Genomic DNA, 15105 nt, shown 5'->3' on the forward strand with positions numbered 1-15105 from the left:
GAGACAACAGCATTGTTGGATGCAACCAAGTTTGATGAACTGCGCATCGGCCTAGCCACGGCAGATGACATTCGCAAGTGGTCGTACGGCGAGGTCAAGAAGCCCGAGACCATCAACTACCGCACGCTCAAGCCCGAGAAGGACGGTCTGTTCGGCGAACAGATCTTCGGCCCTTCCCGCGACTGGGAGTGCGCCTGCGGCAAGTACAAGCGCGTCCGCTTCAAGGGCATCGTGTGCGAGCGATGCGGCGTCGAGGTCACGAAGTCGGCAGTGCGCCGTGAGCGCATGGGCCACATCGAGCTCGCGGCTCCCGTCACGCACATCTGGTACTTCAAGGGCGTTCCGAGCCGTCTCGGCTATCTCCTCGACATGGCGCCGAAGGACCTCGAGAAGGTCATCTACTTCGCCGCGTACATGGTCATCTCGGTGGACGAGGAGGGTCGTCGCGACGACCTCAGCGGCCTCGAGAGCGAGATGCGTCTCGAGCTCAAGAGCCTGAACGACCAGAAGGATGCGGCCATCGCGGCTCGCATGCTCCGCCTCGAAGAGGAGCTCGGTGCTCTCGAGACCGAGGGTGCCAAGGCAGACCAGCTCCGCAAGACGAAGGACGCCGGCGAGAAGGAGATGGGTCAGCTCCGCAAGGGGTTCGACGAGGACATCACCCGCGTCGAGCGCGTCTTCGAGTCGTTCAAGAACCTGAAGGTCGGTGAGCTCAAGCCGGAGGACACCGACTTCCACGAGCTCGTCGACCGCTACGGCGACTACTTCGAAGCCCACATGGGTGCCGAGTCGATCCAGAAGCGCCTGCAGAACTTCGACCTCAAGGCCGAAGGCGAGCTGCTGCGCACCCAGATCGCGGAGGGCAAGGGTCAGAAGAAGATCCGCGCCATCAAGCGCCTCAAGGTCGTCTCGTCGTTCCTCGCAACGGGCAACAGCCCCGCCGCGATGGTCCTCGATGTCGTCCCGGTCATCCCGCCGGAGCTCCGCCCGATGGTGCAGCTCGACGGTGGCCGCTTCGCGACCAGCGACCTCAACGACCTCTACCGTCGTGTGATCAACCGCAACAACCGCCTCCGTCGCCTGCTCGATCTCGGTGCTCCCGAGATCATCGTGAACAACGAGAAGCGCATGCTCCAGGAGTCGGTCGACGCGCTGTTCGACAACGGTCGCCGCGGCCGCCCGGTCACGGGTACCGGCAACCGCGCTCTCAAGTCCCTCAGCGACATGCTGAAGGGCAAGCAGGGCCGCTTCCGCCAGAACCTCCTCGGAAAGCGCGTCGACTACTCGGGCCGTTCCGTCATCATCGTGGGACCACAGCTGCGCATGCACCAGTGCGGCCTCCCGAAGCAGATGGCGCTCGAGCTGTTCAAGCCGTACGTCATCAAGCGACTGATCGACCTGCAGCACGCGTCGAACATCAAGGCAGCCAAGCGTGCCGTCGAGCGCGCGAAGCCCGAGGTGTGGGACGTGCTCGAAGAGGTCATCCGCGAGCGTCCGGTGCTGCTCAACCGTGCACCCACGCTGCACCGTCTGGGCATCCAGGCGTTCGAGCCGCTCCTCGTCGAGGGCAAGGCGATCCAGCTGCACCCGCTCGTCTGCGCGGCGTTCAACGCCGACTTCGACGGCGACCAGATGGCCGTTCACCTGCCGCTCTCGGTCGAGGCCCAGGCCGAGGCCCGCGTGCTCATGCTCGCGTCGAACAACATCCTCAAGCCGTCGGATGGACGCCCCGTCACCCTGCCTTCGCAGGACATGGTCGCGGGTCTGTACCACCTGACGACGCTGCAGGACGACGTCGAGGGCGCCGGACGAGTCTTCTCGTCCACGGCCGAGGCGATCATGGCGTTCGACCAGGGCTCGCTCGACCTCAACGCTCCGATCAGGCTGCGCCTCACGGGCATCACGTTCGAAGAGGGCAAGGCTCCTGAGGGCTACGTCCAGGGAGAGACCGTGCTCGTCGAGACGACGCTCGGCCGCGCTCGCTTCAACGAGCTGCTCCCGTCCGACTACCCCTACGTCGAGGACACGATGACCAAGGGACGTCTGTCCGGTGTCGTCAACTACCTCGCGGAGCGGTACTCGAAGGACGAGGTCGCCGAGACGCTCGACCGCATCAAGGACTCCGGCTTCTACTGGGCTACCCGCTCGGGCATCTCGATCGCGCTCAGCGACCTCGTGACGCCCGACTCGAAGCGCGAGATCGTCGAGCGCACCGAGGCCGAAGTGGCCGAGCTGCGCAACGAGTGGCAGGTCATGGGCGCGATCTCCGAGCAGGAGTACCGCGAAGAGGTCATCAAGAAGTGGGAAGCTGCAACCGCGCTCGTCGCCGACGAGATGCAGGCGGCCTTCCCGTCGACCAACTCCATCCACCGCATGGTCACGGCAGGCGCAAACGGCAACTGGCTGCAGGTTCGCCAGATCGCCGGTATGCGCGGCCTGGTCGCCAACCCGAAGGGTGAGACCATTCCTCGCCCGATCGTGCACTCGTACCGCGAGGGCCTGACGGTTGCCGAGTACTTCATCTCGACCCACGGTGCCCGCAAGGGTCTGGCCGACACGGCTCTCCGTACGGCCGACTCCGGCTACCTGACTCGTCGACTCGTCGATGTCTCGCAGGACGTCATCATCCGTGAGGACGACTGCGGCACCGCTCGTGGCCTCGACATCCAGATCGCCCACATCACGGATGGCGGCGAGATCGTCGTCGACGACAACGTGGAGAACGCGGTCTACGCCCGCAGCATCTCGGTCGACGCAGTGGACGCCGACGGCAACGTCGTCGCCGCTGCCGGCACCGACATGGGCGACGTCGTCATCGACCAGCTCATGGACGCAGGCATCACCGAGGTCAAGATCCGTTCTGTCCTCACGTGCGAGTCCAGCGTCGGCGTCTGCGCAGCGTGCTACGGCCGCTCGCTTGCCACCGGCAACCTCGTCGACATCGGTGAGGCCGTCGGCATCATCGCGGCACAGTCCATCGGCGAGCCCGGTACCCAGCTCACGATGCGCACGTTCCACTCCGGTGGTGTGTCGAGCGCTGGTGACATCACGCAGGGTCTGCCGCGTGTCCAGGAGCTCTTCGAAGCCCGCACCCCGAAGGGCGCATCGCCGCTCGCCGAGGCCGCTGGTCGCATCGAGATCCAGGACACCGACAAGTCGCGCAAGATCGTCCTCATTCCGGACAACGGCGACGAGCCGCACATCTACCCGGTGCTGAAGCGCGCTGAGCTCCTCGTCGAGGACGGCCAGCACGTCGAGCACGGCCAGCAGCTGCACGAGGGTCCCATCGACCCGAAGGACGTGCTGCGGGTCAAGGGTGCTCGCGAGGTGCAGAAGTACCTCGTCAGCGGTGTGCAGGGCGTCTACCGTTCGCAGGGTGTGCCGATTCACGACAAGCACATCGAGGTCATCGTCCGCCAGATGCTCCGCAAGATCACGGTCATCGACCACGGCGAGACCGACATGCTGCCGGGTGAGCTGGCTGATGGACAGCGCTTCGCGTCCATCAACCGCGCAGCCGTCATGTCGGGCCGCAAGCCCGCGACCGGCCGTCAGGAAGTCATGGGAATCACGAAGGCGTCGCTCGCGACCGAATCGTGGCTGTCGGCCGCTTCGTTCCAGGAGACGACCCGCGTGCTCACGCAGGCCGCCATGGAAGCGACGACCGATCCGCTGGTCGGCCTCAAGGAGAACGTCATCATCGGTCGCCTCATCCCGGCTGGTACTGGTCTCACCAAGTACCGCGAGATGTCGGTCGAGCCGACCGACGAGGCTCGCGCCGAGCGCTACCCGTTCGGCGCAGACGAGGGCAGCTTCGACGAGAACGACCTCACGTTCGTCGACTTCGAGGCCTTCTCGAGCGATGACTTCGGCGGTTCCAACTTCAGCTAGCCCTGAAGTCGCGTCGGCTCGCCGACGCACCAGTGCGAACGCCCCCACCCGTCACGGGTGGGGGCGTTCGCGCGTCTGCGGCTTGTCACCGGGAAGAAGCGAGCCTGCGGCCCTAACGTTGGCTCCATGAGTGACGACACGCGCGCGCCTCGCCAGCCCTCGGATGACGGCCACGAGCCGGAAGCAGGCGGCGGAGCCGGCGAACCCCGAGAGCTTCCCGACCCCCAGGATCGGCTGGAGGCCGCGCTCGCTCGCAGCCGCGGCATCGGCGAGGACGGCGAGGTGCCGTCCGGTGAGGTGCTCGCGGGGGATGACCTCGCGTTCGACGGTCGGGCGGAAGCGCCGACCGATCCCGCGCTCGCGCCTCAGGAAGACGTCAGGGTCGCCTTCGCGGATCCCCTCGCGACCGACGGCACCGACCCGAACGCGACGGTGGGCCTCGATCGGGATGAGCTCGCAGCCGTGCTCGCCGACGGACCGCGTCCAGGCGCACCTGCAGGTGCGGCAGCCGACACCGAGCAGACAACGGAGGTCGACGGCGAGTCTGCTTCGACATCTGACACGGTGCCGTCCGCGCCGGAGGCCGGTGCTGATGGCCACGCTGGACCAGAAGATGCCTCGGCGTCGGAGGACGTGCCGGTCATGGAACGCGAGATCGCCGAAGGGGATGACGCCGCGGACTTCCGGGTGACCGAACCGGTTCCCGCCCAGGACCTCGCGGCTGACGCGCTTGGCGCCGCCTCGGTCTCGGCCATCACGGTGGACGCCGCCGGATCTGCCACTGCGCCTGACGAGGAGCGTGAGTCTCCGCGCCGCACCCTCGAGATAGACCGCACAGCTGCCCGTGTCGCGGCCTCGAGCGCAGCCCGCCCATCGGCGCAGGCAGCGGTCGATCCGGAACCGTCTGACGACCATCAGGCCCTCGACGGGGCCACCCCTGTCGCGGGGGAGGTCACGCGTGCGGACGTGGTCGTGACGGAGACGGTCACCGAGCAGCTCGCCGAGGACGGGGAGACCGTGGAAGCGGTCACCGTCACGGAGCGAGTGGAGGTCCTCGACGAAGCAGATGCAGCAGCTGTGACCCACGTGCCGACCGAAGACGCGGCTGACGCCGACGCCGACGCCGACGCCGACGCCGTCCTCGAGACGGATGCCGCGGACCGTCCCGAAGCCGCACCGACGGTCGAGTCGACGCACGCGACCGACGAGCGCGTGGACACCGATTCCGCCAGGCCGGACGCCGACGCGTCCGCCACGCAGGGAGACGACGACTCGACGTTCGCGCCACTCCGACTCTCCGCACCGACGGACAGCGACGACCTGGCCCCGGTGAAGCCGAAGAAGCGCGGGAATCGGATGTTCGCGGTGTTCGTCGCCCTGGTCGCCTCGGTGGTGTTCGCAGCCCTCTACCTGCTGGCCTTCGCCCTGCTGCGGACGGCGTTCAACACGGGGCTCGACCCCATCGGCGAGGCCTCCGAGTTCGCGATCACCGCGGCCTTCACGGTTCCCGTCACGGTCTTCGCCGCGTTCGGCGTGCTGTGGGCACTGATCGTGAACCGCGCCGGCTGGTGGGCCTACGTCCTCGGCGGGTTCCTGGCAGCGGTGCTCGTGGCGGCCGGCTACTACTTCGGGGCGGCTCTCCAGCAGCACCTCGCTGACGGGCTCCCCATCACGAGCATCCAGCTCGACGAGGTCCTCGCGAAGTTCAGGGCCTCCGAGCATCTGCTGTCCGCGCTGGTCGCCGCGATCGCGGCCAGGGAGGCCTTCACCTGGGTGGGCGGCATCGCCGCGGCTCGAGGGCGACGGGTGTCGCGAGCCAACCGCAGGGCGAAGCTCGGGTACGAGAAGCGCATGGCGGAGCGCTCCGCCGAGACCGCGGATGCGAACGGAGTAGCCGAGTGAGCGGCGACCAGCTGCGCAGACTCACGCTGCCGAGCGCCGAGTTCCCGGCCTTCCCCGAAGTGGCGATCGACGTGCCCGCCGGGTGGGAGTCGCTGCAGTGGGCTGGCTCGGTGCTCGGTGCGCGGCACCTCGTCGCGACGAACGGCTTCAACCCGAATGTGCTCGTGACGATCGAGCGGTGGCCTGGCACCGTCTCGCACGAGGATGCGCTGACAGTGCTGCGTCAGCGCATCACGCAGGGCGGCGGCAAGGAGCGCCTCGCCGAGTCCGGCACGGAACCACAGCTCATGCACTACGTCGAGTCGACGCAGCGGGACCCGAGGCTGGGCGGGCTCGAGGTCCGCTCGAAGATGGTCGTCCTGCATCGCGGGCCGCTCACGGAGATCGTCACCGCGGTCGGCACGAGCACGGCCGCCCAATCGGCGCACATCGGCAAGGACATCGCGGTGATCGTCCGCGCACTCCAGGTCGAGCTCGCGGCCTGACCTGGACGGCAGCGGTCCCATGATCGAACGCCACGACGCGGAGCTCCCTCCCGACCCGGGTTCGACCTGGGGGAGGGCCGTCACGTGGGGAGCCGTCAGCAGCCTCGTCTTCGCCTCCCTGGTCATAGCAACCTGGGGCTTCGTCGCCCTCGGCCTGGACCGCGACGTCATCGACCTGCCCGGTGTGAGCGTGCTCGTGGCCCCGCTCGCTGTGGCGGCAGGAACGGTCGTGGTGGCCGCCTCCGTGGCGCTAGCGCTCCGCAGGCGGTACCGAGGCAGGCCGGGCGTGCTCTGGCTCGCCGCCCCCGGGAGCATCCTCGCCTGGCTCGCCTTCGCGATCGCGGCCGGCATCGCAGCCACGGGGTCCCGAGCAGAGGCCGGAGACCCGGACGCCATCTCACCGCTCCCGAGCCAGGTCGCCATCGGGCTCTCCGTGGGCCCCTTCGGGCTCTCGATCGTCCCCCTGGCGGCGCTCGTCATCCTCGCGGCGGTGCTCTCGACGTCACGGCCGACGCGGCCCGGTCGGGGTCCCGCTTGACCCTGCAAAACTGACGGGGTAGGATTTTTCGGTGCGCGCGCCCTGTCGCGCCCAAAACCGTGCGAACGCTGAAACTGCGAAGAATCTGCAGCGAAGCGCGCAACTGTAAGCAACGCCAGTCGCCTCGACTGCCACCGCTTCACCAACCAGCGATACCAGAGATTTTGTACCGCCGGTCGGTTATCAAGAGGCAAACAGTGCCTCGTAGGCACAGGAATCGTGCTTACCACGATCACGCAGTACAAAACCAAGGAGATTATTCGTGCCAACAATTCAGCAGTTGGTCCGCAAGGGCCGCCGCCCCAAGGCGTCGGCGTCCAAGACGCCAGCCCTGAAGGCCAACCCTCAGCAGCGCGGGGTTTGCACCCGCGTCTACACCACGACGCCCAAGAAGCCGAACTCGGCGCTCCGTAAGGTCGCTCGTGTCAAGCTGTCGAACGGCACCGAGGTGACCGCCTACATCCCAGGTGAGGGCCACAACCTCCAGGAGCACTCGATGGTGCTCGTCCGTGGCGGTCGTGTGAAGGACCTCCCGGGTGTGCGGTACAAGATCGTCCGCGGTGCACTTGACACCCAGGCAGTGAAGAACCGCAAGCAGGCTCGCAGCCGTTACGGCGCGAAGATGGAGAAGAAGTAATGCCACGTAAGGGTCCAGCCCCCAAGCGCCCCGTGGTCGCCGACCCCGTGTACGGCGCCCCCATCGTCAGCCAGCTCGTCAACAAGATCCTGCTTGACGGCAAGAAGGGCCTCGCAGAGCGCATCGTGTACGACGCGCTCGAGGGCGTTGCCGCCAAGTCGGACCAGGACGCGGTCGCGACCCTGAAGAAGGCGCTCGACAACGTGCGCCCCACGCTCGAGGTCCGCTCGCGTCGCGTCGGCGGCTCGACGTACCAGGTCCCGGTCGAGGTCAAGCCTCACCGTGCCAACACGCTCGCACTGCGCTGGCTCACGAGCTACGCGAAGAACCGTCGCGAGAAGTCGATGACCGAGCGCCTCACGAACGAGATCCTCGACGCATCCAACGGCCTCGGTGCCGCGGTGAAGCGCCGTGAAGACACGCACAAGATGGCCGAGTCCAACAAGGCCTTCGCGCACTACCGCTGGTAATCCAGCAGCTGGTAGCCCTCACCACTCTCGCTTCAATCCTTTCGGAGGACACCCGTGGCACAGGACGTGCTTACTGACCTGAACAAGGTCCGCAACATCGGCATCATGGCGCACATCGATGCCGGCAAGACGACAACCACCGAGCGCATCCTGTTCTACACCGGTGTCAACCACAAGCTCGGCGAGACGCACGATGGCGCCTCGACGACGGACTGGATGGAGCAGGAGCAGGAGCGTGGCATCACGATCACCTCGGCTGCTGTGACGTCGTTCTGGAAGAAGAACCAGATCAACATCATCGACACGCCCGGTCACGTCGACTTCACCGTCGAGGTGGAGCGCTCGCTCCGCGTCCTCGACGGTGCAGTCGCCGTGTTCGACGGTAAGGAGGGCGTCGAGCCCCAGTCGGAGACCGTCTGGCGTCAGGCCGACAAGTACGACGTTCCGCGCATCTGCTTCGTCAACAAGATGGACAAGCTCGGCGCTGACTTCTACTTCACGGTCGACACGATCGTCAACCGCCTCGGCGCGAAGCCGCTCGTGATCCAGCTCCCCATCGGCGCTGAGAACGACTTCATCGGCATCGTCGACCTCGTCGAGATGAACGCCAAGGTCTGGCCGAGCGACTCCAAGGGTGACACCACCCTCGGTGCCGCCTACGAGACCCTGGAGATCCCGGAAGACCTCAAGGAGCGCGCGGACGAGTACCGCACGAAGCTCCTCGAGGCTGTCGCCGAGACCGACGACGAGCTCATGGAGCGCTTCTTCGCGGGCGAGGACATCTCGATCCCCGAGATCAAGGCGGCCATCCGCAAGCTCACCGTCACGAGCGAGATGTACCCCGTGCTCTGCGGCTCCGCGTTCAAGAACCGCGGCGTCCAGCCGATGCTCGATGCAGTCGTGGACTACCTTCCGTCGCCGCTCGACGTTCCTGCCGTCATCGGCATGAACCCGCGCGACGAGTCGGAGGAGCTCACACGTCGTCCGAGCGCCGACGAGCCGTTCGCTGCTCTCGCCTTCAAGATCGCCGTGCACCCGTTCTTCGGTCGACTGATCTACACGCGCGTCTACTCGGGACACGTCCCGTCCGGCGCGCAGGTGGTCAACTCCTCGAAGGGCAAGAAGGAGCGCATCGGGAAGATCTTCCAGATGCACGCCAACAAGGAGAACCCGGTCGAGTCGATGACCGCGGGACACATCTACGCCGTCATCGGCCTCAAGGACACCATGACCGGTGACACCCTGAGCGACCCTGACAAGCAGATCGTCCTCGAGTCGATGACCTTCCCGGAGCCCGTCATCGAGGTCGCCATCGAGCCGAAGACCAAGGCCGACCAGGAGAAGCTCGGAACGGCCATCCAGAAGCTCGCCGAGGAAGACCCGACGTTCCGCGTCATGCTCGACCAGGAGACCGGTCAGACGGTCATCAAGGGCATGGGCGAGCTCCACCTCGACATCCTCGTCGACCGCATGAAGCGCGAATTCAAGGTCGAGGCGAACGTGGGCAAGCCCCAGGTCGCCTACCGCGAGACGCTCACGAAGGTCGTCGAGAAGTTCGATTACACCCACAAGAAGCAGACGGGTGGCTCCGGCCAGTTCGCAAAGATCCAGATCAAGCTCGAGCCGCTTGAGATGGACGCGGACAAGACCTACGAGTTCGTGAACGCCGTCACCGGTGGTCGCGTTCCTCGTGAGTACATCCCATCCGTGGATGCTGGCATCCAGGATGCGATGCAGGTCGGCGTCCTCGCCGGCTACCCGATGGTCGGCGTCAAGGCGTCGCTCCTCGATGGTGCTGCGCACGACGTCGACTCCTCGGAGATGGCGTTCAAGATCGCGGGCTCGATCGCGTTCAAGGAAGCAGCTCCCAAGGCCGGTCCCGTCATCCTCGAGCCGCTCATGGCGGTCGAGGTCCGTACTCCTGAGGAGTACATGGGCGACGTGATCGGCGACCTTAACTCGCGCCGCGGCCAGATCCAGTCGATGGAAGATGCCAGTGGTGTGAAGGTGGTGCGTGCACTCGTGCCGCTGTCGGAGATGTTCGGATACATCGGAGACCTGCGCAGCAAGACCTCTGGTCGCGCCGTGTACTCGATGACGTTCGAAACGTACGCCGAGGTCCCCAAGGCTGTTGCCGAGGAGATCATCCAGAAGAACCGGGGCGAGTAGCCCGAACCTGCTCGGGTGACGCAACGCGTCGCCCGAGCGGGTAACATTCATCACTGAAAACCCGGAAGTCATTCTGCGTCATTCGCGGACTGGCACCAACGACGTCCTAGGAGGACCACAGTGGCTAAGGCCAAGTTCGAGCGGACCAAGCCGCACGTAAACATCGGAACGATCGGTCACGTCGACCACGGCAAGACCACGCTCACCGCAGCGATCTCGAAGGTGCTTGCTGACAAGTACCCTTCGGCGACCAACGTGCAGCGTGACTTCGCGTCGATCGACTCCGCTCCGGAAGAGCGTCAGCGCGGTATCACGATCAACATCTCCCACGTCGAGTACGAGACGCCCAAGCGTCACTACGCTCACGTCGATGCTCCGGGTCACGCCGACTACATCAAGAACATGATCACGGGCGCTGCGCAGATGGATGGCGCAATCCTCGTGGTTGCCGCAACCGACGGCCCCATGGCTCAGACGCGTGAGCACGTGCTGCTCGCGAAGCAGGTCGGCGTGCCGTACCTGGTCGTCGCGCTGAACAAGGCCGACATGGTTGACGACGAGGAGATCCTGGAGCTCGTCGAGCTCGAGGTTCGCGAGCTCCTCTCGAGCCAGGACTACCCCGGCGACGACGCACCTGTCGTTCAGGTCTCGGGCCTCAAGGCGCTCGAGGGCGACGAGAAGTGGGCCGAGAAGATCGTCGAGCTCATGCAGGCTGTCGACGACAACGTGCCGGAGCCCGTCCGCGACAAGGACAAGCCGTTCCTCATGCCCGTCGAGGACGTCTTCACGATCACCGGTCGTGGAACCGTCGTCACGGGTCGCGCCGAGCGTGGCACGCTCTCGATCAACTCCGACGTCGAGATCGTCGGCCTCCGCCCGACCGTCAAGACGACGGTCACGGGTATCGAGATGTTCCACAAGCAGCTCGACGAGGCCTGGGCCGGTGAGAACTGTGGTCTGCTCCTCCGTGGCACCAAGCGTGAGGACGTCGAGCGCGGTCAGGTCATCGTCGCTCCCGGTTCCGTCACGCCGCACACGAACTTCGAGGGAACCGCATACATCCTCTCGAAGGACGAGGGTGGCCGTCACAACCCGTTCTTCACGAACTACCGCCCGCAGTTCTACTTCCGTACCACGGACGTGACCGGCGTCATCACCCTGCCCGAGGGCAAGGAAATGATCATGCCTGGTGACACCACGGACATGACCGTCGAGCTCATCCAGCCGATCGCCATGGAAGAGGGCCTCGGCTTCGCGATCCGTGAGGGTGGCCGCACCGTCGGCGCCGGCACGGTGACGAAGATCAACAAGTAAGCTTCCAGCTCACTGCAGAGTGGGGTCGGACCTTCGGGTCCGGCCCCATTTTTGCGTTCTCCGCGTCCGAACGGCTCCTGACTGCTCGCGGGTCGTCACCGCAGCTCACCGATTCGGGAACCGGGTTAGAATCAGAAGCCGTGTGACGAGCGAAGCTCCGCAGCCTCTCGATCCCCTCCGATGAGCTCCTCGACGCACGAGCGGAGGAACGCCCACCGCCTCAGCGCAGCCCCAGGAGCTCGACGAATGTCCGTACGCGCAGAACGCCCCACGAGCGCGACCGCTCGGTCTGCGCCGAACCGCTACCGCACCGACATTCAAGGGCTGCGGGCGATCGCGTCCCTCCTCGTCGCGTCGTTCCACATCTGGTTCGGCACCGTCTCCGGCGGCGTCGACCTCTTCTTCGTCCTCGGCGGATTCCTGCTGGCCACGACCCTCGTCGGTGAACTCGAGCGTCGGGGGAGCATCCGAGCCTGGCAGTACGTGAAGCGCACGGCTACACGCCTGTTCCCCATGGCCGGTCTCGTCCTCCTCGTCGTCGCAGTCGTTCTCCTGCTGACGGCCCCGGCGCTGTCCTTCCAGCGCAATGTCACGGACCTGTTCGCCGCCGCCACCTACTGGGAGAACTGGCGACTCGCCGGCGACGCGACCGACTACATCGCTGCGGGCCACGACAAGTCAGCCGTCCAGCACTTCTGGGCCATGTCGGTGCAGGGCCAGTCCACGCTGATCCTGCTGGGGTTCGTCCTGCTGCTCGGCGCCGTCGCGAAGCTGGCGAAGTGGCCCGTTCGGCGCGTGGCCATCGTGGGGTTCGCGCTGCTCACCGCAGCTTCCTTCGCTTACGCCCTCAACGGGGTGGCGGTCGACCCGGTCCCGACGTACTACAGCACAGGGGCCCGCCTGTGGGAGTTCGGGATCGGGGCCGTCGCCGCGCTCGTCATCACGCGGATCCACCTGCCGAAGACGCTCCGGGCGATCGTCGGCAGCCTGGGTCTCGCGCTCGTGCTGACCGCAGGTCTCCTGCCGAGCTCCTGGCCGTATCCGGGACTCATCGCGCTCTACCCGGTCGGCGGGGCGCTGCTCGTCCTCATCGCCGGGGCGTCGGGAGACCCTGCTGGAGGCAACCGACTGCTGACCTGGAGGCCCCTGGTCTGGCTCGGCGGCTTCTCGTACGGGCTGTACCTCTGGAGCTGGCCGATCCTCAAGCTGTTCGTCGAGGTCTTCCCAGACCGAGCTGAGCCGGTCTCGTTCTTCGATGGGCTGCTCCTCCTCGCCGTCTCGATCGCCATCGCGTGGGCGACCTCCCGCGGGCTCAAGCTCCTGGGGAGGATCAGGAACCCGCTCGCCCAGATCGATGCGACTGCCCCGAAGTGGAAGCCGAACCCGAGGCTCATCACCTCCGTCACCGTTCCCCTGGTCGCACTCCTCGCCTTCATCGGCGTCCAGGTCGCTCCGCAGGTCCACGAGGACGCCATCGAGGCGATCGAACTCGCGCCTGCCGTCGACAACCTCGACGAGCTCTCGGCGGTCATCGCGGATGCGATCGCAGATCCCACCGTCCCGGACGGCAGGCTTCTCAGCGGAGCGGAAGCGCGCAGCGAAGAGTGGGAGCTGGACGACTGCGTGTCGGTCGCGTCGGACGAAGCGGTTGATCGCTGCGCCTACGGAAGTCCGGATGCGGAACGCGAGGTGTGGATCGTCGGGGACTCCCAGGCCGTGACCTGGGCGCCCGGATTCCGAGACGCCCTCGGCGAGGACACGAAGCTGCAGCTCATGGGGCTGTCGATGTGCCCGTTCACCTCCGGAGCTGGACTGGACAGCATCGATCACTACCGGGAGACGTGTGAGGGACACAACTCCTGGGTGGTCGAACAGGCGACTGAGCGTCTCCCGGATGTGGTCGTGGTCACGTACGGTGCCTGGTGGGTCGGTGACGGATACGAGCACCTCGGCGACGACGTCGGAGCGGACCTCGGACGGGGCAGCAGCGACTACGTGAGAGCCCTCACCGATCTCGGCATCGAGGTCGTCTGGCTCGATTCGGTACCGCCGACGCAGGACCTCGACGAGTGCATGGAGGCGTCGACGGTCTCGGAGGCAGCCAGGGCCTGCGAGACGCCGTTCGGCGACGAGCGCCAGCAGCGCGTCGACGAGCTCGCGACCGAGATGGGGGAGTCCGGTGCGGATGTGGTGCCCACGACAGCCTGGTTCTGCGACCTCGACCTGGCGTCGTGCCCGAGCGTGGTCGCCGGGACTCCGGTTCACAGCGATCCGACGCACATCGGCAGGCAGTACTCGCTCTACCTGTCGAAGGTCATCGCGGACCGAGTTCTGGCCCCGCACGGCTTCTGAGCCACCGATCTCGACGGCGCGACACGCCCGGGTTGCAAGAACAGGTCCGTCCGGTCTAAACTCGGTGAGTTCAGTATTTCGGGGCCCGGCGCTAGTCGTGTGTTCGAATCACTGCCCGGAGAGTGCATAAGCGCCCCGCGTCGCAAGACGCCTGGTGTGCAGCTTAGGCCACCGGCAGCAGAGCAAAGCTCCGGCCAAAGGACAACACCTCACCGAGGTCGAGTCCGGAAGGCCGTCCATCAGCTTGAGTACACTCCTGTGCTCCGAGCAGGTGAACTTGACAGAAAAACAGTGGTGCGAATCCCGGCGTGAAGACGCCACGGGGTTGCATGCGAAGCCGCAATGGCGGCACGTCATTGAGAGAGAGAGTCAACCATGGCGGGACAGAAGATCCGCATTCGACTGAAGTCGTATGACCACGAGGTCATCGACAGCTCGGCGCGCAAGATCGTCGACACCGTAACCCGTGCTGGCGCCTCCGTCATCGGTCCGGTGCCCCTGCCTACCGAGAAGAACGTGATCGCCGTGATCCGTAGCCCTCACAAGTACAAGGACAGCCGCGAGCACTTCGAGATGCGCACCCACAAGCGTCTGATCGACATCGTCGACCCGACGCCGAAGGCCGTCGACTCGCTCATGCGTCTCGACCTTCCGGCCGACGTCAACATCGAGATCAAGCTCTAGGGAAACACATGTCTACCGCTACCAAGACGTTCAAGGGACTGCTGGGCACGAAGCTCGGCATGACCCAGGTCTGGGACGCTGACAACCGTCTCGTCCCCGTCACGGTCATCCAGGTGAGCACCAACGTCGTCACCGAGATCATGACCGTCGAAAAGAACGGCTACGAAGCCGTCCAGATCGCCGCAGGCGCCATCGACCCGCGCAAGGTGAACAAGCCGGCCGCCGGCAAGTTCGCAGCAGCGGGCGTCACGCCGCGCCGTCACATCACCGAACTCCGCACCGCTGACGCAGCGACGTACACGATCGGTCAGGAGCTCGGCGCAGACACGTTCGAGCCCGGCACCAAGATCGACGTCGTCGGCACCAGCAAGGGCAAGGGCTTCGCCGGTGTCATGAAGCGTCACAACTTCTCCGGTGTCGGCGCATCTCACGGTGCCCACAAGAACCACCGTCGCCCCGGCTCCATCGGTGCCTCCGCGACCCCCAGCCGTGTCTTCAAGGGCACGCGCATGGCTGGCCGGATGGGTGGCGACCGCGTCACCGTCCAGAACCTCACGGTTCACGCAGCCGACGCCGAGAAGGGCATCCTCCTCGTCAAGGGTGCTGTCCCCGGCCCCAAGGGTCGTCTCGTTTTCGTTCGCAACGCAGTGAAGGGGGCCTAGT

At 66.0% G+C, this 15105-nt stretch carries 11 protein-coding genes; all 11 read left to right on the forward strand.

Features of this window, described 5'->3' with window-relative positions:
- Positions 1–12: 12 nt before the first annotated feature.
- The 11 genes from HDC34_RS05915 (at position 13) to rplC (ending at position 15104) form a co-directional block, all read left to right on the forward strand.
- Positions 13–3891 (forward strand): DNA-directed RNA polymerase subunit beta', encoded by a 3879-nt coding sequence (locus HDC34_RS05915; protein WP_104254044.1) that lies wholly within the window; start codon positions 13–15, stop codon positions 3889–3891.
- Between the two features lie 126 nt (positions 3892–4017).
- Positions 4018–5793, forward strand: a complete 1776-nt coding sequence (locus tag HDC34_RS05920) for a hypothetical protein (protein ID WP_179556241.1) — start codon at positions 4018–4020, stop codon at positions 5791–5793.
- Entirely contained in the window at positions 5790–6278 is a 489-nt protein-coding gene (locus tag HDC34_RS05925; RefSeq protein ID WP_179556242.1) for a hypothetical protein, read from the forward strand. The genes HDC34_RS05920 and HDC34_RS05925 overlap by 4 nt, the downstream gene beginning before the upstream one ends.
- Positions 6279–6297: 19 nt before the next feature.
- A complete protein-coding gene (locus tag HDC34_RS05930; protein ID WP_104312719.1) occupies positions 6298–6816 on the forward strand; it encodes a hypothetical protein in 519 nt (172 codons plus the stop codon).
- Positions 6817–7078: 262 nt separating this feature from the next.
- The gene (rpsL, locus tag HDC34_RS05935; protein WP_068479306.1) at positions 7079–7453 is read left to right on the forward strand and encodes a 30S ribosomal protein S12; all 375 of its coding nucleotides are present in this window, start codon (positions 7079–7081) and stop codon (positions 7451–7453) included.
- Positions 7453–7923, forward strand: a complete 471-nt coding sequence (gene rpsG / locus HDC34_RS05940) for a 30S ribosomal protein S7 (RefSeq protein ID WP_104254040.1) — start codon at positions 7453–7455, stop codon at positions 7921–7923. Before rpsL ends, rpsG begins: the two co-directional genes overlap by 1 nt.
- 54 nt (positions 7924–7977) lie before the next feature.
- Positions 7978–10092 carry an elongation factor G gene (gene fusA / locus HDC34_RS05945; protein ID WP_104312718.1) on the forward strand — a complete coding sequence of 705 codons (2115 nt, stop codon included), beginning with the start codon at positions 7978–7980 and terminating at the stop codon, positions 10090–10092.
- Between the two features lie 120 nt (positions 10093–10212).
- Positions 10213–11406, forward strand: coding sequence for an elongation factor Tu (gene tuf, locus HDC34_RS05950; RefSeq protein ID WP_068479300.1), 1194 nt, complete (start codon positions 10213–10215; stop codon positions 11404–11406).
- Between the two features lie 246 nt (positions 11407–11652).
- Positions 11653–13758 (forward strand): acyltransferase family protein, encoded by a 2106-nt coding sequence (locus tag HDC34_RS05955; RefSeq protein ID WP_179556243.1) that lies wholly within the window; start codon positions 11653–11655, stop codon positions 13756–13758.
- 375 nt (positions 13759–14133) lie between these two features.
- On the forward strand, positions 14134–14442 hold the full coding sequence (gene rpsJ, locus HDC34_RS05960; protein ID WP_068479296.1) for a 30S ribosomal protein S10: 309 nt from the start codon (positions 14134–14136) through the stop codon (positions 14440–14442).
- An 8-nt stretch (positions 14443–14450) separates the two neighbouring features.
- Positions 14451–15104 (forward strand): 50S ribosomal protein L3, encoded by a 654-nt coding sequence (rplC, locus tag HDC34_RS05965; protein ID WP_104254037.1) that lies wholly within the window; start codon positions 14451–14453, stop codon positions 15102–15104.
- Position 15105 lies beyond the last annotated feature (1 nt).

The organism is Pseudoclavibacter sp. JAI123 (assembly GCF_013409665.1).
GTDB lineage: Bacteria > Actinomycetota > Actinomycetes > Actinomycetales > Microbacteriaceae > Pseudoclavibacter.

Excerpts from the sequence above, each read along its gene's own strand:
- HDC34_RS05920 (WP_179556241.1), top strand. The coding sequence starts at position 4,018 with ATGAGTGACGACACGCGCGCGCCTCGCCAGCCCTCGGATGACGGCCAC.
- HDC34_RS05930 (WP_104312719.1), top strand. The coding sequence starts at position 6,298 with ATGATCGAACGCCACGACGCGGAGCTCCCTCCCGACCCGGGTTCGACC.
- rpsG (WP_104254040.1), top strand. The coding sequence starts at position 7,453 with ATGCCACGTAAGGGTCCAGCCCCCAAGCGCCCCGTGGTCGCCGACCCC.
- HDC34_RS05955 (WP_179556243.1), top strand. The coding sequence starts at position 11,653 with ATGTCCGTACGCGCAGAACGCCCCACGAGCGCGACCGCTCGGTCTGCG.
- rpsJ (WP_068479296.1), top strand. The coding sequence starts at position 14,134 with ATGGCGGGACAGAAGATCCGCATTCGACTGAAGTCGTATGACCACGAG.
- rplC (WP_104254037.1), top strand. The coding sequence starts at position 14,451 with ATGTCTACCGCTACCAAGACGTTCAAGGGACTGCTGGGCACGAAGCTC.